The organism is Pseudomonas sp. NMI760_13 (assembly GCF_021283245.1).
Lineage (GTDB): Bacteria > Pseudomonadota > Gammaproteobacteria > Pseudomonadales > Pseudomonadaceae > Aquipseudomonas > Aquipseudomonas peradeniyensis.
Genome location: NZ_JAJSRC010000006.1, coordinates 19306 through 43594, shown reverse-complemented (window position 1 = coordinate 43594; position 24289 = coordinate 19306). Strand labels below are relative to the sequence as shown.

Genomic DNA, 24289 nt, shown 5'->3' with positions numbered 1-24289 from the left:
ACAACAATTCCAATAGTTACGGCAAATACTCATGAGCGATTACACAGAAGCCGGACGCCCACCCGACGTGGCGTCCGACTCGGGCAACACCCAGCGCGGCAAGGGCCTGGCCAAGGGCCGCCTCGGCCTGCTGGCCAGCGTCGTGCTGGGCATTTCCACCATCGCCCCGGTCTACACCCTGACCGGCGCGCTCGGCCCGACCGTGCGCGAAGTCGGCGCCCACCTGCCGGCGGTGTTCATCGTCGGCTTCCTGCCGATGCTGCTGGTGGCCCTGGGTTACCGCGAGCTGAACTCGGCAGAGCCCGACAGCGGCACCTCCTTCACCTGGTCGGCCCGGGCTTTTGGCCCGATGATCGGCTGGATCGGCGGCTGGGGGCTGGTGGTCGCCACCACCATCGTGCTGTCCAACCTGGCGGGCGTGGCGGTGGACTTCTTCTACCTGTTCCTGGCCCAGATCACCGGCAACCAGGAGCTGGCGGCACTGGCGGACAACCTGTTGGTCAACGTCACCACCTGTTGCGTGTTCATTGCCCTGGCGGTGTGGATCTGCTGTCGCGGCATGGCCACCACCATGACCGTGCAGTACGGCCTGGTGGCCTTGCAACTGCTGGTGCTGATCGGCTTCGCCTTCGCCGCCTTCGGCGAGACCACCGCGCCGCCGCCGCTGGCATTCGATCTTGCCTGGTTCAACCCGTTCGGCGTCGAGTCGTTCTCGGCGTTCGCTGCGGGCCTGTCGTTGTCGATCTTCATCTTCTGGGGTTGGGACGTGTGCCTGACCGTCAGCGAAGAGTCGGTCGGCAGTGAAGAAGTGCCCGGCAAGGCCGCCACCTGGACCGTGCTGCTGATTCTCGGCCTGTACCTGCTCACCGCCATCGCCACCCTGCAGTTCGCCGGGATCAGCGAGGATGGCCTGGGCCTGGGCAATCCGCGCATCCAGGAGAACGTGTTCGCCCACCTGGCCGGCCCGGTCATGGGGCCGCTGGCGATCCTGATGTCCATCGCCGTGCTGGCCAGCACCGCCGCCTCGCTGCAGTCGACCTTCGTCTCGCCGGCGCGCACCTTGCTCGCCATGGGTTACTACGGCGCCGTGCCGCAGCGCTTCGCCACGGTCTGCCCGCGTTCGCAGACGCCACGTTACGCAACCATCTGCGCCGGTATTGCCGCGGGCCTGTTCTACGTGACCATGCGTACCCTGAGCGAGAACGTGCTGGCCGACACCATCACCGCGCTGGGCATGATGATCTGTTTCTACTACTCGCTGACCGCGTTCGCCTGCGTGTGGTACTTCCGCCGCAGCCTGTTCGACAGCGTGCGCCACTTCTTCATGCGCGGCGTCTGCCCGCTGGTGGGTGGGGTGATCCTGTCGGTGATCTTCATGCGCACGGCGATCGACAGCGCTTCGCCGGACTTCGGCAGCGGCTCGCATGTGGGCGGGCTGGGGCTGGTGTTCGTGATTGCGGCGATCATCTCGGCACTGGGGATCGTGCTGATGATGCTGTCGCGGCTGCGGGCGCCGGCGTATTTCCTGGGGGCTACCCTGCGTCAGCAGGCGACCATTCAGTTGCAGGAATGAAGCTGGGGGCGCTCTGCGCCCCTTTCGCGGCACAAGGCCGCTCCTACAAGGGATCGCGTCAATATGGACTGATGCGATCGCCTGTAGGAGCGGCCTTGTGCCGCGAAAGGGCCGCAGAGCGGCCCCTCGGTCTATCAGTTCAGCAGTTCTTTTAGCAGGCCACCATGGCGCTGTTGCTGTTTCTTCAGCAGCAGGCGGTTGGCCTTGAACACAGCCTTCAACTCGTCCAGCGCCACGTCAAAGTCATCGTTGATGATGACGTAGTCGTACTCGTCGTAGTGCACCATCTCGCTGACCGCTTCCTTCATACGCCCGGCGATGATCTCCTCGCTGTCCTGCCCACGGCCATCCAACCGTTGACGCAAGGCCTCCTGGCTTGGCGGCAGGATGAAGATCGAACGCGCCTCGGGCATCAGCTTGCGCACCTGCTTGGCGCCTTGCCAGTCGATTTCCAGGATCAGGTCGAAGCCCTGGTCGAGAGTTTCCTGCAACGCGCTGCGCGACGTGCCGTAGAAGTTGCCGAACACTTCGGCGTGCTCGAGGAAGTCGCCCTGGGCGATCAATGCCTTGAACTCCTCGTGGACGACGAAGTGGTAGTTCACCCCGTGCTCCTCGCCCGGACGCATGGCGCGGGTGGTGTGGGAGACCGAGACGCGCACGTTGGTGTCGTCCTTGATCAGGGCCGTGACCAGGCTGGTCTTGCCGGCGCCGGACGGGGCCGAAACGATGTAGAGGGTGCCGCTGCTGTGGTTCATGGTGGGGGTGGCCTTACTCGATATTCTGTACTTGTTCACGCATCTGTTCGATCAGCACCTTCAGGTTGACCGCCGCCTGCGTGCTGCGCGGGTCGAAGGCCTTGGAACCGAGGGTGTTGGCTTCGCGGTTGAGCTCCTGCATCAGGAAGTCCAGGCGCCGGCCGGCGGCGCCGCCGGACTTGAGCACCCGGCGCACCTCGGTGACGTGGGTGCTGAGGCGGTCCAGCTCCTCGGCGACATCGCTCTTCTGCGCCAGCAGGACCATTTCCTGCTCCAGGCGCTGCGGATCGAGCTCGGCCTTCATGTCGCCGAAGCGATCAAGGACCTTCTGCCGTTGCGCGGCCAGCATCTGCGGCACCAGGGTGCGCAGGGTGGCGACTTCGCCGGCCATGCTGTCCAGGCGTTCGTTGATCAGCCGGGCCAGCTCGGCGCCTTCGCGCTCACGGCCCGCCTTGAGTTCGGCCAGCGCCTCGTCGAACAGGGCGATGGCTTCGGCATTGAGCGCCTGCGGGTCGCTGGCGTCGGCCACCAGCACGCCTGGCCAGGCCAGCACTTCCAGCGGGTTGAGCGGCGCTGGCTGCTTGATCAGGCCGGCGACGGTCTCGGCGGCGGCCACCAGCTGCGCGGCGCGCTCGCGGTCGACCTGCAACGGCTTGCCGGCGTTGTCCTCGCTCAGGCGCAAGGTGCACTCGACCTTGCCGCGGGACAGGCCCTGGCGCAGGCCCTCGCGTACCGCGCCTTCGAGGTCGCGCAGCGCTTCGGGCAGGCGCAGGTGGGGTTCGAGATAGCGGTGGTTGACCGAGCGCAGCTCCCAGACCAGGGTGCCTTGGCTGCCAGCGCGCTCGACACGAGCAAAAGCGGTCATGCTATGCACCATGGGGAGTACCTCGCGTATTCAGGTGAACGGGGAGCCTGTCGGCTGCAAGGCGCAGGATTGTAGCGCAGTGCGGCCCGGGCGCCCAATCCACCCATGCTACCGACCCTCTTCTGGCCTGTCGGAAAAGGCGACAGGCTGCGCGGGTACGACGACAGGCGTGCCTTCGGCGGGCGGCGGGCTCTATAATGCTCGGCAGATTCAAAGTCCCGGTACAGGTATCCCAGATGAAACGTCCAAGTGGTCGCGCCGCCGATCAGCTCCGCTCGATCCGCATTACCCGCAACTACACCAAGCACGCCGAGGGATCGGTACTGGTCGAGTTCGGTGACACCAAGGTCATCTGCACGGTCAGCGTCGAGAATGGTGTTCCCCGCTTCCTCAAAGGTCAGGGCCAAGGCTGGCTCACCGCCGAATACGGCATGCTGCCGCGTTCGACCGGCGAGCGTAACCAGCGTGAGGCCAGCCGCGGCAAGCAAGGTGGCCGCACCCTCGAAATCCAGCGCCTGATCGGCCGCTCCCTGCGCGCCGCGCTGGACATGAGCAAGCTCGGCGACATCACCCTGTACGTCGACTGCGACGTGATCCAGGCCGACGGCGGTACCCGTACCGCCTCGATCACCGGCGCCATGGTCGCCCTGTGCGACGCCCTGGCGGTGATCAAGAAGCGTGGCGGCCTCAAGGGCGGCAACCCGCTCAAGCACATGATCGCCGCAGTGTCGGTGGGCATGTACCAGGGCGAGGCCGTGCTCGACCTCGACTACCTCGAGGACTCCGCCGCCGAGACCGACCTGAACGTGGTCATGACCAGCGCCGGTGGCTTCATCGAAGTGCAGGGCACCGCCGAAGGCGCGCCGTTCCAGCCTGAAGACTTCAACGCCATGCTGGCGCTGGCGCAGAAGGGCATGACCGAGATCTTCGAACTGCAGCAGGCCGCATTGGCTGACTGACTGTTCCTGTAGACACGAAAAAGCCGACATCAATGTCGGCTTTTTCGTGTCTGGACAGCACTCAGATGGTCAGCGTCCAGTCGTAGTCCACGATCAGCGGCGCATGCTGGGAGAAGCGCGGCTGGCGCGGCAGACGGGCGTTGCGCACGAAGCGGCGCAGGCCTGGGGTGAGGATCTGGTAGTCGAACCGGTAACCCAGGTTGAGCATCTCGGCCTGCTCGTTGTCCGGCCACCAGCTGTACTGGTCGCCTTCACGGCTGACTTCGCGCAGGGCGTCGACATAGCCCATGTCGCCGACGATGGCGTCCATCCAGGCGCGTTCCGGCGGCAGGAAGCCGACCGACTGCTGGCTGTCGCGCCAGTTCTTGATGTCGAGCTTCTGCTGCGCCACGTAGAACGAGCCGCAGTAGATGTATTCGCGACGCTTGCGACGCTGCTTGTCCAGGTACTTGGCGAAGTCGTCCATCAACTTGAACTTCTGGTTCAAGTCTTCGTCGCCGTTCATGCCCGAAGGCAGCAGCAGGCTGGCAATACTGACTTTGTCGAAATCTGCTTGCAGATAACGCCCGTAGCGGTCGGCTGTCTCGAAGCCCAGGCCGGTGATGACTGCCTTGGGCTGCATGCGCGAGTACAGTGCCACGCCACCTTGGGTGGGCACCTCCGCGTCGCAGGCGTAAAGGAAATAGCCATCGAGCTGGAAAGCTGGGTCGTCGAGTTCAAAGGCCGAGGCGCGGGTATCCTGAAGGCAGATGACGTCGGCATTCTGGGCTTGCAGCCAGCTGAGCAATCCACGCTCGGCCGCAGCCTGAATGCCATTTACGTTCACACTGATGATCCGCATAAATGGCCCCAAAAATCTCGTGCGTGTATGATACCCGAGCTCAACACATTTAGCTAAATCCGTGGTGTCCGGGACCTTTCATGCAGCCGTATCAGCGCGACTTCATCCGTTTTGCCATCGATCGCGGCGTTCTGCGCTTCGGTGAGTTCACTCTGAAATCGGGGCGTACCAGCCCGTACTTCTTCAATGCCGGCCTGTTCAACACAGGTTCCGCGCTGGCCCAGCTGGGGCGTTGCTACGCGGCGGCCATCGTCGACAGCAAGATCCCCTTCGACGTGCTGTTCGGCCCGGCCTACAAGGGCATTCCCCTGGCGGCGGCCACTTCCGTGGCCCTGGCCGAACAGCACCAGCTCGACGTGCCGTGGTGCTTCAACCGCAAAGAGGCCAAGGATCACGGCGAGGGCGGCAGCCTGGTCGGCGCCCCGCTGGCCGGTGACGTGCTGATCATCGACGACGTGATCACTGCCGGTACCGCCATCCGCGAGGTCATGCAGATCATCAACGCCCAGCAGGCCAAGGCCGCCGGCGTGCTGATCGCGCTGAACCGCGAAGAGCGTGGCAATGGCGAGCTGTCGGCGATCCAGGAAGTGGAACGCGACTTCGGTATCCCGGTGGTCAGCATCGTTTCGCTGACCCAGGTGCTGGAGTTCCTGGCTGACGATCCGCAGCTCAAGCAGCACCTGCCGGCTGTAGAGGCGTATCGGGCGCAGTACGGGATCTGATCCTGGCCTGGAAATGAAAAAGGCGACCTTCTTGTGAAGGTCGCCTTTTTTGTGTCGCCTGTTCCGGCCCTTTCGCGGGTGAACCCGCTCCCACAGGATCGCCATAGCCCTCAAAGGCGGTGCTATCCCTGTGGGAGCGGGTTTACCCGCGAAGAGGCCAGAACAGGCTAACCGATCACTCAGCGTGGCTTGCGGTTGGTGATCAGGGTGCCCACGCCGCTGTCGGTGAAGATCTCCAGCAGCACCGCATTCGGCACGCGGCCGTCGATGATGTGCGAGCTGTTGACGCCGCCCTGGACGGCGTCCAGCGCGCATTTGATCTTCGGCAGCATGCCGCCGTAGATGGTGCCGTCGGCGATCAGTTCGTTGACCTGCTCGGTGGTCAGGCCGGTGAGGACCTCGCCCTGCTTATCCATCAGGCCGGCGATGTTGGTCAGCAGCATCAGCTTCTCGGCTTTCAGCGCCTCGGCCACCTTGCCGGCCACCAGGTCGGCGTTGATGTTGTACGACTCGCCGTTGGCGCCCACGCCGATCGGTGCGATCACTGGAATGAAGTCGCCTTTGACCAGCATGTTCAGCAGGTCGGTGTTGACGCTCACGACCTCGCCGACATGGCCGATGTCGATGATTTCCGGGGTGGTCATCTCCGGGGTCTGACGGGTGACGGTCAGCTTCTTGGCGCGGATCAGCTCCGCGTCCTTGCCGGTCAGGCCGATAGCGCTGCCGCCGTGGCGGTTGATCAGGTTGACGATGTCCTTGTTCACCTGGCCGCCCAGGACCATTTCCACCACGTCCATGGTCGCCGCGTCGGTGACGCGCATGCCGTCGATGAAGTGGCTGTCGATCGACAGGCGCTTGAGCAGGTCGCCGATTTGCGGCCCGCCGCCGTGCACCACCACCGGGTTGATGCCCACGGCCTTCATCAGCACGATGTCACGGGCGAAGCCGGTCTTGAGCTCCTCGCTCTCCATCGCGTTGCCGCCGTACTTGATCACCAGGGTCTTGCCGACGAAGCGGCGGATGTAAGGCAGTGCTTCGGACAAAACCTCGGCTACATGGGAAGCGGCATCGCGATCGAGGGTCATGCAGGGCTCCAGGTAAGGAACGTATAGTCGTCAGAACGGCAGTTGCAGGCCGGGTTGGACCCGCAGCAACTGCGTGCGGAATACAGCCTTGATTCGGTCGAGCTCTGCCGCGCTGTCGGCCTCGAAGCGCAGCACCAGCACCGGCGTGGTGTTGGAGGCGCGGACCAGGCCCCAGCCGTGGGGATAGTCGACCCGCACACCGTCAATGGTGGTCAGGTTGGCTTCGCCCCAGTCGGCGTCGCGTTGCAGTGCATCAATGATGCTGAATTTACCCTCGTCGGTCACATCAATGTTGATTTCCGGCGTGGAAATATCATTGGGGAACGCGGCGAACAGGCTTTCGGCGTCTTGCCCGGCCTTGCTGAGGATCTCCAGCAGGCGCGCGGCGCTGTAAATGCCGTCGTCGAAACCGTACCAGCGTTCCTTGATGAAGATGTGTCCGCTCATCTCGCCGGCCAGCAGCGAGCCGGTCTGTTTCATCTTCTTCTTGATCAGCGAGTGGCCGGTCTTCCACATCAACGCACGGCCACCGTGCTGCTCGATCAGCGGGGTCAGGCGGCGGGTGCACTTGACGTCGAAGATGATCTCGGCACCCGGGTTGCGCGACAGCACGTCCTGGGCGAACAGCATCAGCAGGCGGTCGGGATAGACGATGCTACCGGTGTTGGTCACCACGCCGACGCGGTCGCCGTCGCCGTCGAAGGCCAGGCCGATGTCGGCACCGGTCTCTTTCACCTTGGCGATCAGGTCTTCCAGGTTCTCGGGCTTGCCCGGGTCCGGGTGATGGTTGGGGAAGTTACCGTCGACCTCGCAGAACAGCGGGATGACGTCGCAGCCCAGGGCCTCGATCAGTTGCGGGGCGACCACGCCGGCGGCGCCGTTGCCGCAGTCGACCACCACCTTCAGGCGCTTGGCCAGCTTCACGTCGGCGGTGATCTGCTGGAAGTAGCGGTCGAGGATCTCGACTTTTTCCACACGGCCTTCGCCGCGGGTCAGGTCGTTGGTCTTCAGGCGCGTCAGCAGGGCCTGAATCTGCTCGTTGGCCAGGGTGTCGCCGGCGATGACGATCTTGAAACCGTTGTAGTCCGACGGGTTGTGACTGCCGGTGAGCATCACCCCCGACTTGCCGGCCAGCACGTTGGCGGCGTAGTACAGCGCCGGAGTGGGTACCAGGCCGACATCGCTGACCTGGCAACCGGCGTCGGCCAGGCCCTTGATCAGTTGCTCGACCAGCATCGGGCCGGACAGGCGGCCATCACGGCCGACCGAAATCTGTGGCTCGCTCTGGGCGAGGGTCTGGGCGCCGATGGCGCGACCGATCCAGTAGGCGGTCTCGGCATGCAAGGTCTTGCCAACCACACCACGGATGTCATAGGCGCGGAAGATGCTGTCGGGCAGTGCGGGGACCAGCTGGGCCATGTCGTTCATCTCTGGGGACTCCATAAGTCAAAGGCTTCTGGGCAAGCGCAAACTGAACGCTTGGACGGCGGTTTCGCCAGAGAGTTCGCCATCCATGGCCCGAGCGGTCTGCTGTCGGCTCAGCGGGTGCCGGAGTGCCCGAAGCCGCCGGCACCGCGCTGGGTCTCGTCGAACTGCTCGACGATGTCGAAGTGCGCCTGCACCACCGGCACCAGGATCAGCTGGGCGATGCGCTCGCCGACGGTGATGGTGAACGGCGTATTGCCGCGGTTCCAGCAGGAGACCATCAGCTCGCCCTGGTAGTCCGAGTCGATCAGGCCGACCAGGTTGCCCAGCACGATGCCGTGCTTATGGCCCAGGCCCGAGCGCGGCAGGATCATGGCCGCCAGGCCCGGGTCGCCGATGTACACCGACAGGCCGGTGGGAATCAGCAGGGTCTGGCCCGGCTCGAGGACGGTGTCCTCCTTGAGCAGGGCGCGCAGGTCCAGGCCGGCGGAGCCGGGGGTGGCGTACTGCGGAAGGGGGAATTCGGTGCCCAGGCGTGGGTCGAGGATCTTGGCTTGAAGAGCGTGCATGTAACTTATTGAACCTGGTTGAGCCGTTCGGCGATGAAGGCAACCAGCTGGCGGGCGATCTTGCCCTTGCTGGTCTGCGCGAAGAGGGTCTGGTGCTGCTGGCGGTCGATCACGGTCAGGGCGTTCTCCTCGCTGTTGAAGCCGATGCTGGGGTTGGCCACATCATTGGCGACGATCAGGTCGAGGTTCTTGTCCTTGAGCTTGCGCGTGGCGTAGTCGAGCAGGTGCTCGGTCTCGGCGGCGAAGCCCACGCTGAACGGGCGATCAGGCCGACCGGCAATGGTCGCAAGGATATCGGGATTGCGCACCATCTGCAGCAGCATGCCGTCGCCTGTGGTGGGATCCTTCTTGAGCTTCTGTGGGGCGACGACTTCCGGGCGGTAGTCTGCGACCGCGGCCGAGGCGATGAACAGGTCGCAGGGCATGGCCGCCTCGCAGGCCGCGAGCATGTCCCGCGCGCTGACCACGTCGATGCGGTTGACCCGGTCGGGCGTCTGCAGGTGCACCGGGCCGGTGACGAGGGTCACCCGGGCCCCGGCTTCGGCGGCGGCCTCGGCCAGGGCGAAGCCCATTTTCCCTGAGCTATGGTTGGTGATGTAGCGCACCGGGTCGATGTTCTCTTGCGTCGGCCCGGCGGTGATCAGCACGTGCTTGCCGGTCAGGGCCTGGCGCTTGAAGCTCTCGGCGGCGCACCAGGCCAGGTCCGTGGCTTCGAGCATGCGGCCCAGGCCGACGTCGCCACAGGCCTGGCTGCCAGAGGCCGGGCCGAACACCTGGATGCCGCGACTTTTGAGCAGCTCGAGGTTGGCCTGGGTGGCCGGGTCGCGCCACATGGCCTGGTTCATCGCCGGGGCGACGGCCACGGTGGCGTCGGTGGCCAGCACCAGGGTGGTCAGCAGGTCGTCGGCCATGCCTTGGGCCATGCGCGCCATCAGGTCGGCGGTGGCCGGGGCGATCAGCACCAGGTCGGCCCACTTGGCCAGCTCGATATGGCCCATGGCCGCTTCGGCGGCGGGGTCGAGCAGGTCCATGTGTACCGGGTGGCCGGACAGCGCCTGCAGCGTGAGCGGGGTGATGAACTCGGCGCCACCACGGGTCATGACCACGCGCACCTGCGCGCCGTGTTCCAGGAGTCGGCGAATCAGCTCGGCGCTCTTGTAGGCGGCGATGCCGCCACCCACGCCGAGAACGATGCGCTTGCGATACAACCGCTGCATAGGCCTTGCCTTATTCCAGTGAAAGCGGGTGGCGACGATAGCTGCCTGCGGCAGATCGTCGCATTTTCGAAGCGAACTAGATTAACACAGCGCCCAAATGGGCCGTAGTGGCAGGCGAGGAGGGGAAATGAACATCAGGGAGTGGCCGGCTGAGGAGCGGCCGAGGGAAAAGCTGTTGCAGCGCGGGGCGTCGATTCTTTCGGACGCGGAATTGCTGGCCGTGCTGCTGGGCTCGGGGTTGCCGGGCGCAATGTGCTCGATCTCGCCCGTGGCCTGCTGGCGAAGTTCGGCGGGCTTCGGCAGTTTCTCGAGGCGGACCGGACCAAGGTGCTGCGCGAGCCAGGCCTTGGGCCGGTGCGGTATGCGCAGTTGCAGGCATTGCTGGAGATCGGCAGGCGCTATCTGGACGAACACATCGAGCGTGCCTCGGTCCTGGAGAGCCCGGCCTCGGTGAGGCGTTATCTCAAGTCCATGCTGCGGCACGAGTCCAGCGAGGTGTTCGGCTGCCTGTTCCTGGATACCAAGCATCGACCGTTGGCGTTCGAAATACTGTTCCGCGGCACCATCGACCGCGCGAGCATCTACCCACGCGAGGTCGTGCGCCGGTCATTGCTGCACAACGCGGCGGCACTGATCCTCTGCCATAACCATCCGTCGGGCAATTGCGAGCCGAGCCAGGATGACGTGCATCTGACGCTGATGCTCAAGCGCTCGCTGGCGCTGATCGATGTGCGGGTGATGGACCATGTCATCGTCGGTGATGGCGAGCCGCTGTCGATGCTCGAGCATGGGTGGTTGGCGGGTTAGTCGTGGGCAAGCTGCACCGGCCTCTCGCGGGTAAACCCGCTCCCACAGGATTTGCGCGTAACCTGTGGGAGCGGGTTTACCCGCGAAAAGGCCTCAACGGCTGACGGAGACCTTGCTGAAGTCCTGCCGCCCGAACGGGCTCACCTGATAACCCTCGACCCCTTTGTGCAGCAGCGCCGCCGCCGTCGGATGCGCCAGCGGCAGCCACAGCGCCTGCTGCTGGATCAGCGTCTGCGCCTGCTGGTACAGGCGACTGCGCACGCTCTGGTCGTTGGTGGTGCGTCCGGCATTGATCAGTTGGTCCAGGCGGCTGTCGCAGAAGCGCGCGAAGTTGGTCCCGGACTTGACCGCCGCGCAGGCAAACTGCGGGCTGAGGAAGTTGTCCGGGTCGCCATTATCACCGGCCCAGCCCATGAACAGCAGGTCGTGCTCGCCGGCCTTGGCGCGGCGGATCAACTCGCCCCATTCGATGGTGCGGATCTCGGCCTTGATACCGACCTTGGCCAGGTCCGCCTGGAGCATCTGCGCGCCGAGGCTGGGGTTGGGGTTGAGCAGGCTGCCCGCCGGGCGGGTCCAGATCGTGGTCTCGAAGCCCTTGGCCAGGCCGGCCTTGGCCAGCAGCGCGTTGGCCTTCTTCTGGTCCAGGACGTAGCCGGGCAAGTCCTTGGCGTAGCTCCAGGTGTTCGGCGGATAAGGGCCGTTGGCGGCGGTGGCGGTGTCTTCGAACACCGCCTTCAGGTAGGCGGCCTTGTCGAAGGCCAGGTTGATCGCCTGGCGCACCTCGGGCTTGTCCAGCGGCGGATGCTGGCTGTTGATGGCGACGAAGGCAGTCATGAACGCTGGCGTGGTGACCACCTTGAGGTTGCCGTCCTTGCCGGCTTCGGCGATGTCCAGCGGCTTGGGCGACAGGGCCACCTGGCACTCGCCGCGCTTGAGCTTCTGCAGGCGTACGTTGGCGTCCGGGGTGATGGCGTAGATCAGCGGGTCGACGGACGGTTTGCCGGCGAAGTAGTCGGGGTTGGCGCGGTAGCGCACCACGGCGTCCTTCTGGAAGCGCTGGAAGACGAACGGCCCGGTACCCACCGGCTGGCTGTTGAGCTTGTCCGGGGTGCCGGCCTTGAGCAGCTTGTCGGCGTACTCGGCGGAGTAGATCGAGGCGAAGCCCATGCTCAGGGTGGCCAGGAAGGTGGCGTCGGCGTGGGTCAGGGTGAAGCGCACGGTGTGCGGATCAGGGGCGTCGATCGCCTTGATCAGGCTGCCCAGTTGCAGCGACTGGGCGTGCGGGTAGCCGCCCGGGGCGGTCTTGTGCCAGGCGTGGGCGGGGTAGAGCATGCGCTGGAAGCTGAACAGCACGTCGTCGGCGTCCAGCTCGCGGCTCGGCTTGAAGTACGCCGTGGTGTGGAACTGCACGCCCTGGCGCAGCTTGAAGTCGTAGATCAGGCCATCGGGCGATACCGACCAGCCTTCGGCCAGGCTCGGCACCACCTTGCCGAGGCCGGCGTCGAACTCGACCAGGCGGTTCATCAGTACATCAGCCGAAGCATTGGTGGTGGTCAGCGAGTTGTACTGCACCACGTCGAAGCCCTCCGGGCTGGCTTCGGTGCACACCGACAGTGGTGCGGCCTGGGCCAGACCGGCGGCGCACAGGGCAGTGAAAAACAAGGAAAGGGCGGCGGCACGCATGGTGACTCCTTGGCTGGTCGGTGGCCCATCTGCCGGTGCAGTCTGGAAATGGCCCTACCCTAGTGTGCGCTACAAGAAATGACCACCCTCTTTTTCAGGTGCTTGGCGACGAGCGGTCGACAGTGTGGCGGGCGAGTCGTTATGCTGCTCCCCCGCAATTTGCAGCAGGTGGATGCTCACTTTCTGTTGTTGCGGCGTAGTCTTTCTGGTATAAAGCAGCGCTCTTTTCTAGGGGCTCGGCCTGTCGCATCAGCGAATCCGGTCGATAAGACCTCCAGAATCACGGCGCCTGGCGCCAAAGACTGAGAGATTAAGCGGCCAACCCATGCCGGGTTGGGCATGTGGTTTTAGAGGGCTGAGTCATGTCGAGAGTCTGTCAAGTTACTGGTAAGGGTCCAGTAACCGGGAACAACATTTCCCACGCAAACAACAAAACCCGTCGTCGTTTCCTGCCGAACCTGCAGCACCACCGTTTCTGGGTTGAGTCCGAGAAGCGTTTCGTGCGTCTGCGCGTATCCGCCAAAGGCATGCGCGTCATTGACAAGCGTGGTATCGACGTAGTGCTGGCCGAGCTGCGCGCTCGCGGCGAAAAGTTCTAAGGAGAACGTCATGCGTGAATTGATCCGTCTGGTTTCGAGTGCCGGCACCGGCCACTTCTACACCACCGACAAGAACAAGCGCACCACCCCGGACAAGATCGAGATCAAGAAATACGATCCGGTCGTCCGTAAGCACGTGGTGTACAAGGAAGCCAAGATCAAGTAATTGATCGGCGACCTGAGAAAACCCGCTACCGCAAGGTGGCGGGTTTTTTTATGCCTGCGAATCGGCAATCGCGGGGCAAGCCCGCTCCCACAAGGTTACTTCTGCTCGAACAGCACATAGATCTTGCGGCAGGGCTCCAGCACTTCCCAGGTGCCCTTGAAGCCGGCCGGGATGACGAACCGATCACCGGCACGCAGGGTCTTGGCGTTGCCTTCCTGGTCGCGCAGCACCGACACGCCCTGGACGATCTCGCAGTACTCGTGTTCGGTATAGCTCACCGTCCACTGGCCCACCTCGCCCTCCCAGACGCCGGCGGCGAATTGGCCGCAAGGGCTGGAATAGTGGTTGTAGACAGCCTGGTCAGGCTCGCCCTTGAGGATTTTCTCCGCCGCCGGGCGGTAGCGTTCGGCCTCGGTGAGAACCTGGGCAAAGTCGACGATACTGGCGATGCTCATGGTGATTACCCTGTTGTTGTTTAATAAAATGCACATCAGTAGGCGTTTAGGCCATTCGTGTCAAATATATTGATAGTTTGTCCGCCCTGGTTTAGGGTGTCGGATGCCGGTGTGCGTTCGTCGCCCGGCCAGAATTTCTGACAGCGCCCGTGAGTCCTCAGTGCGGCGTTGCACCTTAACAAGAGAGGAGTTTCCTATGACCACCCTGACTCGTGCGGACTGGGAACAGCGTGCCCAGCAACTGAAGATCGAAGGCCGCGCCTTCATCAACGGCGAATACACCGATGCCGCATCCGGTGAAACCTTCGACTGCCTGAGCCCGGTGGACGGACGCTTCCTGGCCAAGGTCGCCAGCTGCGACCTGGCCGACGCCAACCGCGCCGTCGACAACGCCCGCGCCGTGTTCGAATCCGGCGTCTGGTCGCGCCTGGCCCCGGCCAAGCGCAAGGCCAAGCTGATCCGCTTCGCCGACCTGCTGCGCAAGCACGTCGAGGAACTGGCCCTGCTCGAAACCCTCGACATGGGCAAGCCGATCGGTGACTCCTCCTCCATCGACATTCCGGGCGCGGCCCAGGCCATCCACTGGACTGCCGAAGCCATCGACAAAGTCTACGACGAAGTCGCCCCGACCCCGCACGATCAGTTGGGTCTGGTGACCCGTGAGCCAGTAGGCGTGGTCGGTGCCATCGTACCGTGGAACTTCCCGCTGCTGATGGCCTGCTGGAAGCTGGGCCCGGCCCTGGCCACCGGTAACTCCATCGTCCTGAAACCGTCGGAAAAATCGCCGCTGACCGCCATCCGCATCGCCCAACTGGCCATCGAGGCCGGTATCCCGGCAGGCGTGCTGAACGTGCTGCCAGGCTACGGCCACACCGTGGGCAAGGCCCTGGCCCTGCACATGGATGTCGACACCCTGGTGTTCACCGGTTCCACCAAGATCGCCAAGCAGCTGATGGTCTACGCGGGCGAGTCGAACATGAAGCGCGTCTGGCTGGAAGCTGGCGGCAAGAGCCCGAACATCGTCTTCGCCGATGCGCCTGACCTGCAGGCCGCCGCCGAGGCCGCCGCCAGCGCCATCGCCTTCAACCAGGGCGAGGTCTGCACCGCGGGTTCGCGCCTGCTGGTCGAGCGCTCGATCAAGGACAAGTTCCTGCCCATGGTGGTCGAGGCCCTCAAGGCCTGGAAACCGGGCAACCCGCTGGATCCGGCGACCACCGTCGGTGCGCTGGTCGACACCCAGCAGATGAACACCGTGCTGTCGTACATCGACGCCGGTCACCAGGACGGCGCCAAGCTGCTGGCCGGTGGCAAGCGCATCCTCGAAGAGACCGGTGGCACCTATGTCGAGCCGACCATCTTCGACGGCGTGACCAACGCCATGAAGATCGCCAAGGAAGAGATCTTCGGCCCGGTGCTGTCGGTGATCACCTTCGACACCGCCGAGGAAGCCATCGCCATCGCCAACGACACGCCGTATGGCCTGGCCGCCGGCATCTGGACCGCTGACATCTCCAAGGCCCACAAGACCGCCCGTGCCGTACGCGCCGGCAGCGTCTGGGTCAACCAGTACGACGGCGGCGACATGACCGCGCCGTTCGGTGGCTTCAAGCAGTCGGGCAACGGCCGTGACAAGTCGCTGCATGCGCTGGATAAGTACACCGAGCTGAAGGCGACCTGGATCAAGCTGTAATCAGGTAGCGTCTTTTCGCGGGGCAAGCCCGCTCCCACGTCAGTCGTGGGAGCGGGCTTGCCCCGCGATGCTTTTTGCCAGATTTTTTCCGGAGGCCGCTATGCGTTGGGGAACCTACTTTGCCGTCCTGGCGTCGGTGCTCAGTGTCGGGCTCGCGCTCGGTGTGAGCATGCCGCTGGTGTCCCTGCGCCTGGAGGGCTGGGGCTACGGCGGGTTCGCCATCGGCGTGATGGCGGCGATGCCGGCGCTGGGCGTGCTGGTGGGGGCTGCGGTAGCCAGTCGGCTGGCCGGTTGGGTCGGCGTGCCTGCGGCCATGCGTCTGTGCTTGTGGGGCGGTGCGGTCTCTATCGCCCTGGTGGCGCTGCTGCCCAGCTACCCCTTGTGGCTGCTGCTGCGCCTGATGATCGGCATGTCACTGACCGTGGTGTTCATCCTCGGCGAAAGCTGGATCAACCAGTTGGTGGTCGAGCAGTGGCGTGGCCGATTGGTGGCGCTGTACGGCAGCAGCTATGCCCTGAGCCAGCTGGCCGGCCCGCTGGTGCTGGGCTTTCTCGGTTCGGACGACGACTTTGGTTTCTGGGCGGCGACCGGGCTGTTGCTGGTTGCGCCGTTGATCCTGTTGGGCCGAGGTGGGGCACCGAGTACCGAGGCCTGTAGCGTTACTTTCCGCGACCTGTTCGGGTTCTGTCGGCGCTTGCCAGTGATCGCATGGGCCATTGCGCTGTTCGCGGCGTTCGAAGCGATGATCCTCACCCTGCTGCCGGTGTATTGCCTGCAACAGGGGTTCACCACGGAGGTGGCGCTGTTCATGGTCAGTACCGTGGTGGTGGGCGATGCGGTACTGCAATTGCCGATTGGCGCGCTGGCCGACCGTATGTCGCGACGCACGCTGTTCAGTGGTTGCGCGCTGACCTTGCTGGTTTCCAGCCTGGCGATTCCGTTGCTGTTGCACACACCGGTGATCTGGCCGCTGTGGGTGCTGTTCGGTGCCAGTGCGGGTGGCTTGTTCACCTTGTCGCTGGTACTGATCGGCGAGCGCTACCGGGACGACGAGCTGGTGCGGGCCAATGCCCATGTGGCGCAGCTGTGGGGCATCGGTTGCCTGCTTGGGCCGTTGCTGGCCGGGGCGGGGAGCCAGTGGATCAGCGGGCACGCGCTGCCGTTGCTGATGGCGGTGGGGGCGGCGGGGTTGGTGGTGCTGACCCGGCGGCGGGATGCCTTCGAGCCGGCGTCGGCCTGAGCCATCCTGGGGCTGCTGCGCAGCCCATCGCGGCACAAGGCCGCTCCTACAGAAGATCGCGGTCCCCTGTAGGAGCGGCCTTGTGCCGCGAAAGGGGCGCAAAGCGCCCCCGGAAATCCCAGCTACAACATCTTCTCCAGCCCGACCGCCTTGCTGATCCAGGCATTGAAGCGTCGCCATATCCCCCCCGGCTCGGTCAGCAGCATATGCCGCTGGCCATTGTCCTCGGTCGCCCAGGCCAGTTTCCCGTCCACCAGCTTCACCTCGTAGCTCAGCGCCGGCGCCATGCCCTGCACGGCCAGGTCGCGGGTGTATTCGGCCAGCTCCGGGCTGTCCACCAGCACCCCGACCTCGGTATTCCACAGCACCGAGCGCGGGTCGAAGTTGAACGAACCGATGAAGGTCTTGCGCCGGTCGAACACCATGGCCTTGCTGTGCAGGCTCGAATCGGAGCTGCCATGCAAGCCCAGGCGTGGCCGAGGGGCGCCGGGCTGGCGACGCAGCTCGTACAGTTGCACGCCATGCTCGAGCAGGGCACGGCGGTAGGGCGCGTAGCCACCGTGCACGGCCGGTACGTCGGTGGCTTCGAGGGCGTTGGTCAGCAGCTTGACCGAGGTGCCGGCGTCGGCGCGGCTGGTCAGGTACAGCAGCCCCGGTTCGCCTGGAACAAAGTAGGCCGAGACCAGGATCAATTCCTTGTGAACACCGTTCAGCTCCGGGGCCAATTGCCGACTCATCAGCAATCGTGGATCCGGCTCGTCGTCCGCCAGCACCTTGCTTGGCGCATCCCACAAGGCTTGGCTGTGGGCCCAGATCAGCTCGTTGCGCCATACGTCCAGGCGCGGCAGCGACTGGTAGGCCATCAGGCGGTCGTACAGCGCCTTGCGCTCGACCCGCGCCTCGGCCAGCGACACCTCCAGGCGCTGGCGGCTGGCGAACAGGTCGTCGGCATCGGGCTGGCGCCAGAGGAAATCGCCGATGGGGCGGCTCAGGGCGCTGTTCCAGTACTGGTCGAAACTGTGGCCGAGCTGCTCGGCTACCGGGCCCACGCCCAGCAGGTCGATGTCGGTGAAGTTGAGGTTGGGCTCGGCGTCGAAGTACTCGTCGCCCAGGTTGCGACCGCCGACGATGGCCATGCTGTTGTCCACCAGGAACAGCTTGTTGTGCATGCGCCGGTGCTGGCGCGACAGGTTGAACAGTCGCCCTACCGCGCGGGTGACGCCGGTGCTGCGCCCCAGGTGCAGCGGGTTGAACACGCGGATGTGGATGTTCGGGTGGGCGGCGAGGGTGCCCATCAGGCTGTCCAGGCCGTCGCTGGTGGTGTCGTCGAGCAGGATGCGCACACGCACGCCGCGGTCGGCGGCGCGCAGCAGTTCGTGGACCAGGGCGCGGGTACTGAGGCCGTCGTGGACGATGTAGTACTGCAGGTCGATGCTTGTCCGGGCGTTGCGGATCAGCTCGGCGCGGGCGCGGAACGCCTCGTTGCTGTTGGGCAGCAGACGGAAGCCCGAGCGCCCCTCGTAAGGCGCGGCCTGGCGCTGCACCGAGCGACCGAACGCCGAGTCGGCTGCCGGTAATGCCTGGCTGACTTCACGCGGTGTACCGACGCTGGCGCAGCCAAACAGGCCGAGCGCCAGCAGCAGAGGCAGGGCTCGCTGGAGTCTCAAGGGTGGATCGTCCTGTGCAGCAAGGGCTTATGGGGTTGGACCGTGGAAGGCGGCGCAAAGTTACCCGCCGCCGTGCTCGGCCTCCAGTAGACGAAGGGCGGTTTCACCGACCTTGCGCACGGCGGCTTCGATCTGCGCCGTGGGCCGGGCGGCGAAGTTCATGCGCAGGCAGTTGCGGTACTTGCCCGAGGCCGAGAAGATGCTGCCCACGGCAATCTGCACGCCTTGCTCCAGTAAAGCGCGGTTCAGGCGCAGCGTATCGAAACTTTCCGGCAATTCAACCCACAGCATGAAGCCCCCTTGGGGCCTGCTGGCGCGGGTGCCCGGCGGGAAGTGGCGGGTCACCCAGTCGCACATCTGGTCGCGGCCGCGCTGGTACTGGCTGCGCATGCGCCGCAGGTGCGGCTGGTAATGGCCTTCGGCGATGAAGTCGGCGATCGCCAGCTGCGGTTGGCAGGCGGTGCTACCGGTGCTGATGTACTTCATGTGCAGCACCCGCTCCAGGTAGCGCCCCGGGGCTACCCAGCCGACCCGCAGGCCAGGGGCCAGGGTCTTGGAGAATGAACTGCAGAGCAGCACGCGGCCATCGTCGTCGAACGACTTGATGGTGCGCGGACGTGGATAGGTGTAGGCCAGGTCGCCATACACATCGTCTTCGAGGATCGCCACGTCGTAGCGCTGGGCGAGGGTCAGCAGGGCCTTCTTGCGCGCCTCAGGCATGATGTAGCCCATCGGGTTGTTGCAGCTGGGGGTGATCTGGATGAGCTTGATCGGCCACTGTTCCAGGGCCAGCTCCAGGGCCTCCAGGCTGATGCCGGTGATCGGGTCGGTGGGGATCTCCAGGGCTTTCATGCCCAGGCCCTTCAGCGTCTGCATGGCGCCGTGGAAGCTGGGCGAATCGACCGCGACGATGTCGCCGGGCTGGCACACCGCGCGAATGCTGCACGACAGCGCTTCGTGGCAGCCGGTGGTTACCACCAGGTCGGCTGGGCCCAGGCGGCAGCCGGAGTCGAGCATCAGTCGGGCGATCTGCTCGCGCAACTGTGCGTTGCCGTGGATGTTGTCGTAGTACAGGCCAGGCATGTCCATGCGCCGGCTGATCTGCGCCAGGCTGCGCAGCAGAGGTTTGAGGGTGGGGCTGTCGACGTCGGGCATGCCGCGACCGAGCTGGATCACATCCGGGCGCGGGGTGGCGCGGACCAGCTCCAGCACCTGTTCCCACTGGGAGATATCCACAGGCCGCTGGGCCGGGCGACTGATGTCGGGCAGGGCCGGGAGCTGGCGATCCTCGGCGACGAAATAGCCGGACTTGGGCCGTGGCGATACCAGGCCGTTGTCCTCCAGCAGGCGGTAGGCCTGCTGTACGGTGCTCAGGCTGACGCCGTGCTCGACGCTCAGGGCGCGCACCGAGGGCAGGCGCTGGCCGGGGCGGTAGAGGCCTTGCTCGATACGCGAGCCGAGCAGTTCGGCGAGGTTGAGGTAGAGCGTCACGGCATACTCCTGCGCGTTTTGCGGGTCGATGACCGATACAGATGGCTGGAAAATACTTCATTCAGCCGACTTTTCGCCAATTCTGTATGGGAATAATAAGTCATTGTTGGGTCTGTATTGTCGAAGGTGCGAGCGCGCATGCTTTCTCCACGGTATCAACTGATGGGAGAACGCAGTGATGGGTGGCTTGAGCGATGTGCGCTTGCAACTGTTGCCTGGTGAACTCGAGGCTGGTCAGCGGCCCAGGGTATTCAATGCGCCGGCTGGCTTGAGTCGTTGGGGCCTGATGCTGCATCGCTGGCGGACCCGCAGGGCGCTGCTGCAACTGGATGATCGGCAGTTGCGCGATATCGGGCTGACTTGGGAACAGGCGCGACAGGAAGGGCGCAAACCCTTCTGGAAGGATTGAGCCGATCTCCTGTAGGAGCGGCCTTGTGCCGCGAAAGGGCTGCACAGCAGCCCCGGCCATCTTCAGTCTGATTCGAGACCCTGGGGCCGCGCTGCGGCCCTTTCGCGGCACAAGGCCGCTCCTACAGGGGCGTGCTGAATTCGACTCAAACCAGTTCTTTGAGCCGGTACCAAAGCATCCCCAGCGCCAGCAGCGGCGAGCGCAGCAGCTTGCCGCCGGGGAAGGTGGTGTGCGGCACCTTGGCGAACAGGTCGAAACGACCACCCTGTTGGCCGCTGATGGCCTCGCCGAGCAGGCGCCCGGCCAGGTGGGTGGCGTTGAGCCCATGGCCGGAATAGGCCTGGGCGTAGTAGACGTTTGGCTGGCTGGCCAGGCGGCCGATCTGTGGCAGGCGGTTGGCGCCGATGCCGATCATGCCGCCCCACTGGTAGTCGATGCGCACATCGGCCAGTTGCGGGAACACCTGGAGCATCTTCGGTCGCATGTAGGCGGCGATGTCCTGCGGATCCCGGCCTGAGTAGTGGCAGGCGCCGCCGAACAGCAATCGGTGGTCGGCGGACAGCCGGTAGTAGTCCAGCGCCACGCGCTGGTCGCACACCGCCATGTTCTGCGGCAGCAACTGGCGGGCGCGCTCTTCGCCCAGGGGCTCGGTGGCGATGATGTAGCTGCCGGCGGGCAGCACCTTGCCGCCCAGCTCGCGGTTGAGGTCGTTGTGGTAGGCGTTGCAGCACAGCACCAGGGTCTTGGCGCGCACCCGGCCCTGGGCGGTGTGCACCTTCACCTCGGAGCCGTACTCGATGCGGGTTACTTCAGACTGCTCGTACAGGCCAACGCCCAGGCGGCTGGCCACGGCGGCTTCGCCGAGTGCCAGGTTGAGCGGGTGCAGGTGGCCCGAACCCATGTCGACCAGGCCACCAACATAGCGGTCGGAGCCCACCACCGAGTGCATGTCGCCGGGCTGCACCAGGCGCAGTTCGTGGCGATAGCCCAGACTGCGCAGTTCCTCGGCGTCCTCGGCGAAGCCTTGCAGTTCGGCGGGTTTGTTGGCCAGGTCGCAGTAGCCCCAGGTCAGGTCGCAGTCGATGCCATGGCGCTCGACGCGGTCGCGGACGATCTCCACGGCCTCCAGGCCCATGAGCTTCAGGCTGCGAACACCGTCTTCACCGAGCACCGGGAGAAACTGCTCCAGGCCGTGGCCGACGCCGCGGATAAGCTGGCCGCCGTTGCGGCCGCTGGCGCCCCAGCCGAGCTTGCGGGCTTCCAGAAGGATCACCGAGAAACCGCGCTCGGCCAGTTCGATGGCGGTGTTCAGGCCCGAGTAGCCGCCGCCGACGATGCATACGTCGGCGCTGTGCTCGCCTTGCAGAAACGGATGGTCTGGGTGTGGCGCGCTGCTGGCGGCGTAGTAAGAGGCGGCGTGCTGCGCGCTGTGGACCATGGGGTGATTCCTGGGTTGGGACGAAAGGGGGAAGGATAGGCAACTGCCCAATCGCGGGGCAAGTCGCATCGGCGCACCGCCGCTCCCACGCTTACGTACTGGCGTGGGAGCCGGCTTGCCCCGCGATTGGGCTTATAATTCAACCTCATTCATCGCACTGTCCTCGGTCATGTCCTGCAACCGCCACAAGATCCACTTCCTGCGCGAACTCATTCCCTCGTTCGAGTGCGAGCCCGGCTGCCACGATTGCTGCGGCCCGGTCACCACGTCCGCCGAGGAGATGGCCCGCCTGCCGCGCAAGACCCAGGCCGAGCAGGACGCCGCCCTGGAGCGCCTGGACTGCGTGCACCTGGGGCCGAACGGCTGCACGGTCTATGAAGAGCGCCCGATGATCTGCCGACTGTTCGGCACCACCCCGCGCCTGGCCTGCCCCCGTGGCCGAGGGCCGGCGCAGCCTATCGAGCCTGCGGCCGAGCAACTGGTCCACCAGTTCATCGCCACGACCCGTCAGGTGCTGGTCTGAGGGGTCAGTCCGGGATCGGCAGGCACAGGCTCTCTTTCACTTCTTCCATCACGATGTAGCTCTTCGATTCGCGCACATGGGGCAGCTTGAGCAGGATGTCGCCGAGCAGCTTGCGGTACGAGGCCATCTCCGAGATCCGCGCCTTCACCAGGTAGTCGAAGTCGCCCGACACCAGGTGGCATTCCAGCACATGGGGCAGCTTGAGCACGGCGCGGCGGAATTCCTCGAAGGTGTCGCCGGACTTGTAGTCCAGGCTGATCTCGACGAACACCAGCAGGCTGCCCTTCAGGTGCTGCGGATTGAGTCGGGCGTTGTAGCCCATGATGATCCCCTCGCGCTCCAGGCGCCGTACGCGCTCGGTGCAAGGGGTGGTGGACAGCCCGACCTTCTCGCCCAGTTCGGTGAAGGAAATACGCCCGTCATTCTGCAGGATCCGCAGGATGTTGCGGTCGATCTTGTCCAGTTCACGTTTGCTCTGGTGCTGGGTTCTCATAGGGGATGCCCCTCCGTGAAAGGCGATTTTGCCGAGAATTCTCGCCAAATATAGCTGCTTATATAGTGAATAGCACTGGCTTGAGATTCATATACTGCGCGCATCCATGCCATTTCAACAAAAGACTGCGGCGAGCCGCGTGCGAGGGATACAACGATGCGAGTTCTGGTACTTGGTAGCGGTGTGATCGGTACCGCCAGTGCCTACTATCTGGCCCGGCAAGGTTTCGAGGTCACGGTGGTCGATCGCCAGCCGGCGGTGGCCATGGAAACCAGCTTCGCCAACGCAGGCCAGATCTCGCCCGGCTATGCCTCGCCCTGGGCCGCCCCGGGCGTGCCGCTCAAGGCCATCAAGTGGCTGCTGGAGCGCCACGCGCCCCTGGCCATCAAGCTGACCGGCGACGTCGACCAGTACCTGTGGATGGCGCAGATGCTGCGCAACTGCACCGCCAGCCGTTATGCGGTGAACAAGGAGCGCATGGTGCGCCTGTCCGAGTACAGCCGCGACTGCCTCGACGAGCTGCGCGCCGAAACCGGCATTGCCTACGAAAACCGCAGCCTGGGCACTACCCAGCTGTTCCGCACCCAGGCCCAGGTCGACGCCGCGGCCAAGGACATCGCCGTGTTGGAACAATCCGGCGTGCCATACGAGCTGCTCGACCGCGACGGCATCGCCCGCGTCGAACCGGCCCTGGCCGGGGTGAAGGACATCCTCGCCGGTGCCCTGCGCCTGCCCAACGACCAGACCGGCGACTGCCAGCTGTTCACCACCAAGCTCGCCGAGATGGCCATCAAGCTGGGCGTCGAGTTCCGCTTCGGCCAGGACATCCAGCGCCTGGACGTCGCCGGCGACCGCATCAACGGCGTGTGGATCGACGGCAAGCTGGAAACCGCCGACCGCTACGTGCTGGCCCTGGGCAGCTACTCGCCGCAGCTGCTCAAGCCGCTGGGCATCAAGGCCCCGGTCTACCCGCTCAAGGGCTACTCACTGACCGTGCCGATCACCAACGGCGACATGGCGCCGACCTCGACCATCCTGGACGAGACCTACAAGGTCGCCATCACCCGTTTCGACGACCGCATCCGTGTCGGCGGCATGGCCGAGATCGCCGGTTTTGACCTGTCGCTGAACCCGCGTCGGCGCGAAACACTGGAGATGATCGTCAACGACCTTTATCCTCGCGGCGGCGACCTGAGCCAGGCGAGCTTCTGGACCGGCCTGCGCCCGGCCACCCCGGACGGCACCCCGATCGTCGGGGCGACCAAGTTCCGTAACCTGTTCCTCAACACCGGTCACGGCACCCTGGGCTGGACCATGGCCTGCGGTTCCGGTCGCCTGCTGGCGGACCTGATCGCGCGCAAGAAGCCGCAGATCAGTGCCGAAGGCCTGGACATCTCGCGTTATGGCAACAGCCGCGAGATCGCCAAGCATGGCCAGCCGGCGCCTGCGCACCAGTAAGCGGGCGTCTGCGCCGGCCCTTTCGCGGGTAAACCCGCTCCCACAGGTTTGTGCTGCCCCCTGTGGGAGCGGGTTTACCCGCGAAGAAGTTCACACCGATTGACCTGTTCCCTCACCCCGGCGCGGTGGGTACCTACCCCCATCTGCCGCGCCGGGGCT

General features: G+C 65.0%; 22 protein-coding genes and 2 pseudogenes. 11 read left to right on the top strand and 13 right to left on the bottom strand.

The annotated features are described in order from the left end of the window. Positions 1-31 precede the first annotated feature (31 nt). Entirely contained in the window at positions 32-1573 is a 1542-nt protein-coding gene (locus LU671_RS08295) for an APC family permease (protein WP_203649391.1), read from the top strand. A gap of 134 nt (positions 1574-1707) precedes the next feature. Here the strand turns inward: LU671_RS08295 and gmk are convergent, their stop codons facing one another. Then, positions 1708-2328 carry a guanylate kinase gene (gmk, locus tag LU671_RS08290; RefSeq protein ID WP_232855395.1) on the bottom strand — a complete coding sequence of 207 codons (621 nt, stop codon included), beginning with the start codon at positions 2326-2328 and terminating at the stop codon, positions 1708-1710. Positions 2329-2341: 13 nt separating this feature from the next. Next, positions 2342-3205 carry a YicC/YloC family endoribonuclease gene (locus LU671_RS08285; RefSeq protein WP_186712300.1) on the bottom strand — a complete coding sequence of 288 codons (864 nt, stop codon included), beginning with the start codon at positions 3203-3205 and terminating at the stop codon, positions 2342-2344. Between the two features lie 224 nt (positions 3206-3429). Here LU671_RS08285 and rph point away from each other — a divergent pair, with 224 nt between their 5' ends. Next, positions 3430-4152 (top strand): ribonuclease PH, encoded by a 723-nt coding sequence (gene rph, locus LU671_RS08280; RefSeq protein WP_009681991.1) that lies wholly within the window; start codon positions 3430-3432, stop codon positions 4150-4152. A 61-nt stretch (positions 4153-4213) separates the two neighbouring features. Here the strand turns inward: rph and LU671_RS08275 are convergent, their stop codons facing one another. Beyond that, positions 4214-4993 carry an exodeoxyribonuclease III gene (locus tag LU671_RS08275; RefSeq protein WP_203649402.1) on the bottom strand — a complete coding sequence of 260 codons (780 nt, stop codon included), beginning with the start codon at positions 4991-4993 and terminating at the stop codon, positions 4214-4216. 80 nt (positions 4994-5073) lie between these two features. On the opposite strand from LU671_RS08275, the gene pyrE reads away from it, so the two are divergent. Further along, the gene (pyrE, locus tag LU671_RS08270) at positions 5074-5715 is read left to right on the top strand and encodes an orotate phosphoribosyltransferase (protein WP_232855394.1); all 642 of its coding nucleotides are present in this window, start codon (positions 5074-5076) and stop codon (positions 5713-5715) included. 179 nt (positions 5716-5894) lie between these two features. Here pyrE and argB read toward each other — a convergent pair whose 3' ends face one another. The 4 genes and pseudogenes from argB to coaBC all read right to left on the bottom strand — a co-directional run bounded on the left by argB (position 5895) and on the right by coaBC (position 10011). Continuing rightward, positions 5895-6800 carry an acetylglutamate kinase gene (gene argB / locus LU671_RS08265; protein WP_028689938.1) on the bottom strand — a complete coding sequence of 302 codons (906 nt, stop codon included), beginning with the start codon at positions 6798-6800 and terminating at the stop codon, positions 5895-5897. Positions 6801-6830: 30 nt separating this feature from the next. Continuing rightward, positions 6831-8204: pseudogene (locus tag LU671_RS08260) on the bottom strand (phosphomannomutase/phosphoglucomutase); the annotation flags it as partial. A gap of 134 nt (positions 8205-8338) precedes the next feature. Further along, positions 8339-8794, bottom strand: a complete 456-nt coding sequence (gene dut, locus LU671_RS08255; RefSeq protein ID WP_050707525.1) for a dUTP diphosphatase — start codon at positions 8792-8794, stop codon at positions 8339-8341. 5 nt (positions 8795-8799) lie between these two features. Continuing rightward, positions 8800-10011 (bottom strand): bifunctional phosphopantothenoylcysteine decarboxylase/phosphopantothenate--cysteine ligase CoaBC, encoded by a 1212-nt coding sequence (coaBC, locus tag LU671_RS08250; RefSeq protein ID WP_203649404.1) that lies wholly within the window; start codon positions 10009-10011, stop codon positions 8800-8802. A 127-nt stretch (positions 10012-10138) separates the two neighbouring features. Between coaBC and radC the strand changes: the two are divergent. Beyond that, positions 10139-10818: pseudogene (gene radC, locus LU671_RS08245) on the top strand (RadC family protein). A 93-nt stretch (positions 10819-10911) separates the two neighbouring features. Here the strand turns inward: radC and LU671_RS08240 are convergent. Further along, positions 10912-12501 carry an ABC transporter substrate-binding protein gene (locus tag LU671_RS08240; protein WP_232855393.1) on the bottom strand — a complete coding sequence of 530 codons (1590 nt, stop codon included), beginning with the start codon at positions 12499-12501 and terminating at the stop codon, positions 10912-10914. A 362-nt stretch (positions 12502-12863) separates the two neighbouring features. Here LU671_RS08240 and rpmB point away from each other — a divergent pair, with 362 nt between their 5' ends. Both rpmB and rpmG read left to right on the top strand, forming a co-directional pair. Beyond that, positions 12864-13100 (top strand): 50S ribosomal protein L28, encoded by a 237-nt coding sequence (rpmB, locus tag LU671_RS08235; RefSeq protein WP_003258972.1) that lies wholly within the window; start codon positions 12864-12866, stop codon positions 13098-13100. Between the two features lie 10 nt (positions 13101-13110). After that, positions 13111-13266, top strand: a complete 156-nt coding sequence (gene rpmG / locus LU671_RS08230) for a 50S ribosomal protein L33 (RefSeq protein ID WP_003253507.1) — start codon at positions 13111-13113, stop codon at positions 13264-13266. A 95-nt stretch (positions 13267-13361) separates the two neighbouring features. Here the strand turns inward: rpmG and LU671_RS08225 are convergent, their stop codons facing one another. Next, the gene (locus LU671_RS08225) at positions 13362-13721 is read right to left on the bottom strand and encodes a cupin domain-containing protein (RefSeq protein WP_050707521.1); all 360 of its coding nucleotides are present in this window, start codon (positions 13719-13721) and stop codon (positions 13362-13364) included. A gap of 196 nt (positions 13722-13917) precedes the next feature. Between LU671_RS08225 and LU671_RS08220 the strand changes: the two genes are divergently transcribed. Beyond that, positions 13918-15411: an aldehyde dehydrogenase gene (locus LU671_RS08220; protein WP_203649416.1), complete on the top strand. Its 1494-nt coding sequence runs from the start codon at positions 13918-13920 to the stop codon at positions 15409-15411. A gap of 100 nt (positions 15412-15511) precedes the next feature. Then, a complete protein-coding gene (locus LU671_RS08215) occupies positions 15512-16651 on the top strand; it encodes an MFS transporter (protein WP_232855392.1) in 1140 nt (379 codons plus the stop codon). Between the two features lie 122 nt (positions 16652-16773). Here the strand turns inward: LU671_RS08215 and LU671_RS08210 are convergent, their stop codons facing one another. Both LU671_RS08210 and LU671_RS08205 read right to left on the bottom strand, forming a co-directional pair. Next, positions 16774-18318, bottom strand: coding sequence for a phospholipase D family protein (locus tag LU671_RS08210; protein WP_203649420.1), 1545 nt, complete (start codon positions 18316-18318; stop codon positions 16774-16776). Between the two features lie 60 nt (positions 18319-18378). Continuing rightward, the gene (locus tag LU671_RS08205; RefSeq protein WP_203649422.1) at positions 18379-19809 is read right to left on the bottom strand and encodes an aminotransferase-like domain-containing protein; all 1431 of its coding nucleotides are present in this window, start codon (positions 19807-19809) and stop codon (positions 18379-18381) included. A 178-nt stretch (positions 19810-19987) separates the two neighbouring features. On the opposite strand from LU671_RS08205, the gene LU671_RS08200 reads away from it, so the two are divergent. Next, entirely contained in the window at positions 19988-20218 is a 231-nt protein-coding gene (locus LU671_RS08200; protein WP_203649424.1) for a DUF1127 domain-containing protein, read from the top strand. Positions 20219-20363: 145 nt separating this feature from the next. On the opposite strand, the gene LU671_RS08195 is transcribed toward LU671_RS08200, so the two are convergent. Further along, entirely contained in the window at positions 20364-21656 is a 1293-nt protein-coding gene (locus tag LU671_RS08195) for an NAD(P)/FAD-dependent oxidoreductase (protein ID WP_232855391.1), read from the bottom strand. A 169-nt stretch (positions 21657-21825) separates the two neighbouring features. Between LU671_RS08195 and LU671_RS08190 the strand changes: the two genes are divergently transcribed. Then, complete coding sequence (locus LU671_RS08190) at positions 21826-22179, top strand: YkgJ family cysteine cluster protein (protein WP_186732203.1); 354 nt, start codon at positions 21826-21828, stop codon at positions 22177-22179. 4 nt (positions 22180-22183) lie between these two features. Here LU671_RS08190 and dadR read toward each other — a convergent pair whose 3' ends face one another. Beyond that, complete coding sequence (gene dadR / locus LU671_RS08185; protein WP_003258963.1) at positions 22184-22672, bottom strand: transcriptional regulator DadR; 489 nt, start codon at positions 22670-22672, stop codon at positions 22184-22186. Between the two features lie 156 nt (positions 22673-22828). Between dadR and dadA the strand changes: the two genes are divergently transcribed. Continuing rightward, positions 22829-24130 (top strand): D-amino acid dehydrogenase, encoded by a 1302-nt coding sequence (gene dadA, locus LU671_RS08180; RefSeq protein ID WP_186732204.1) that lies wholly within the window; start codon positions 22829-22831, stop codon positions 24128-24130. Positions 24131-24289: the final 159 nt, after the last annotated feature.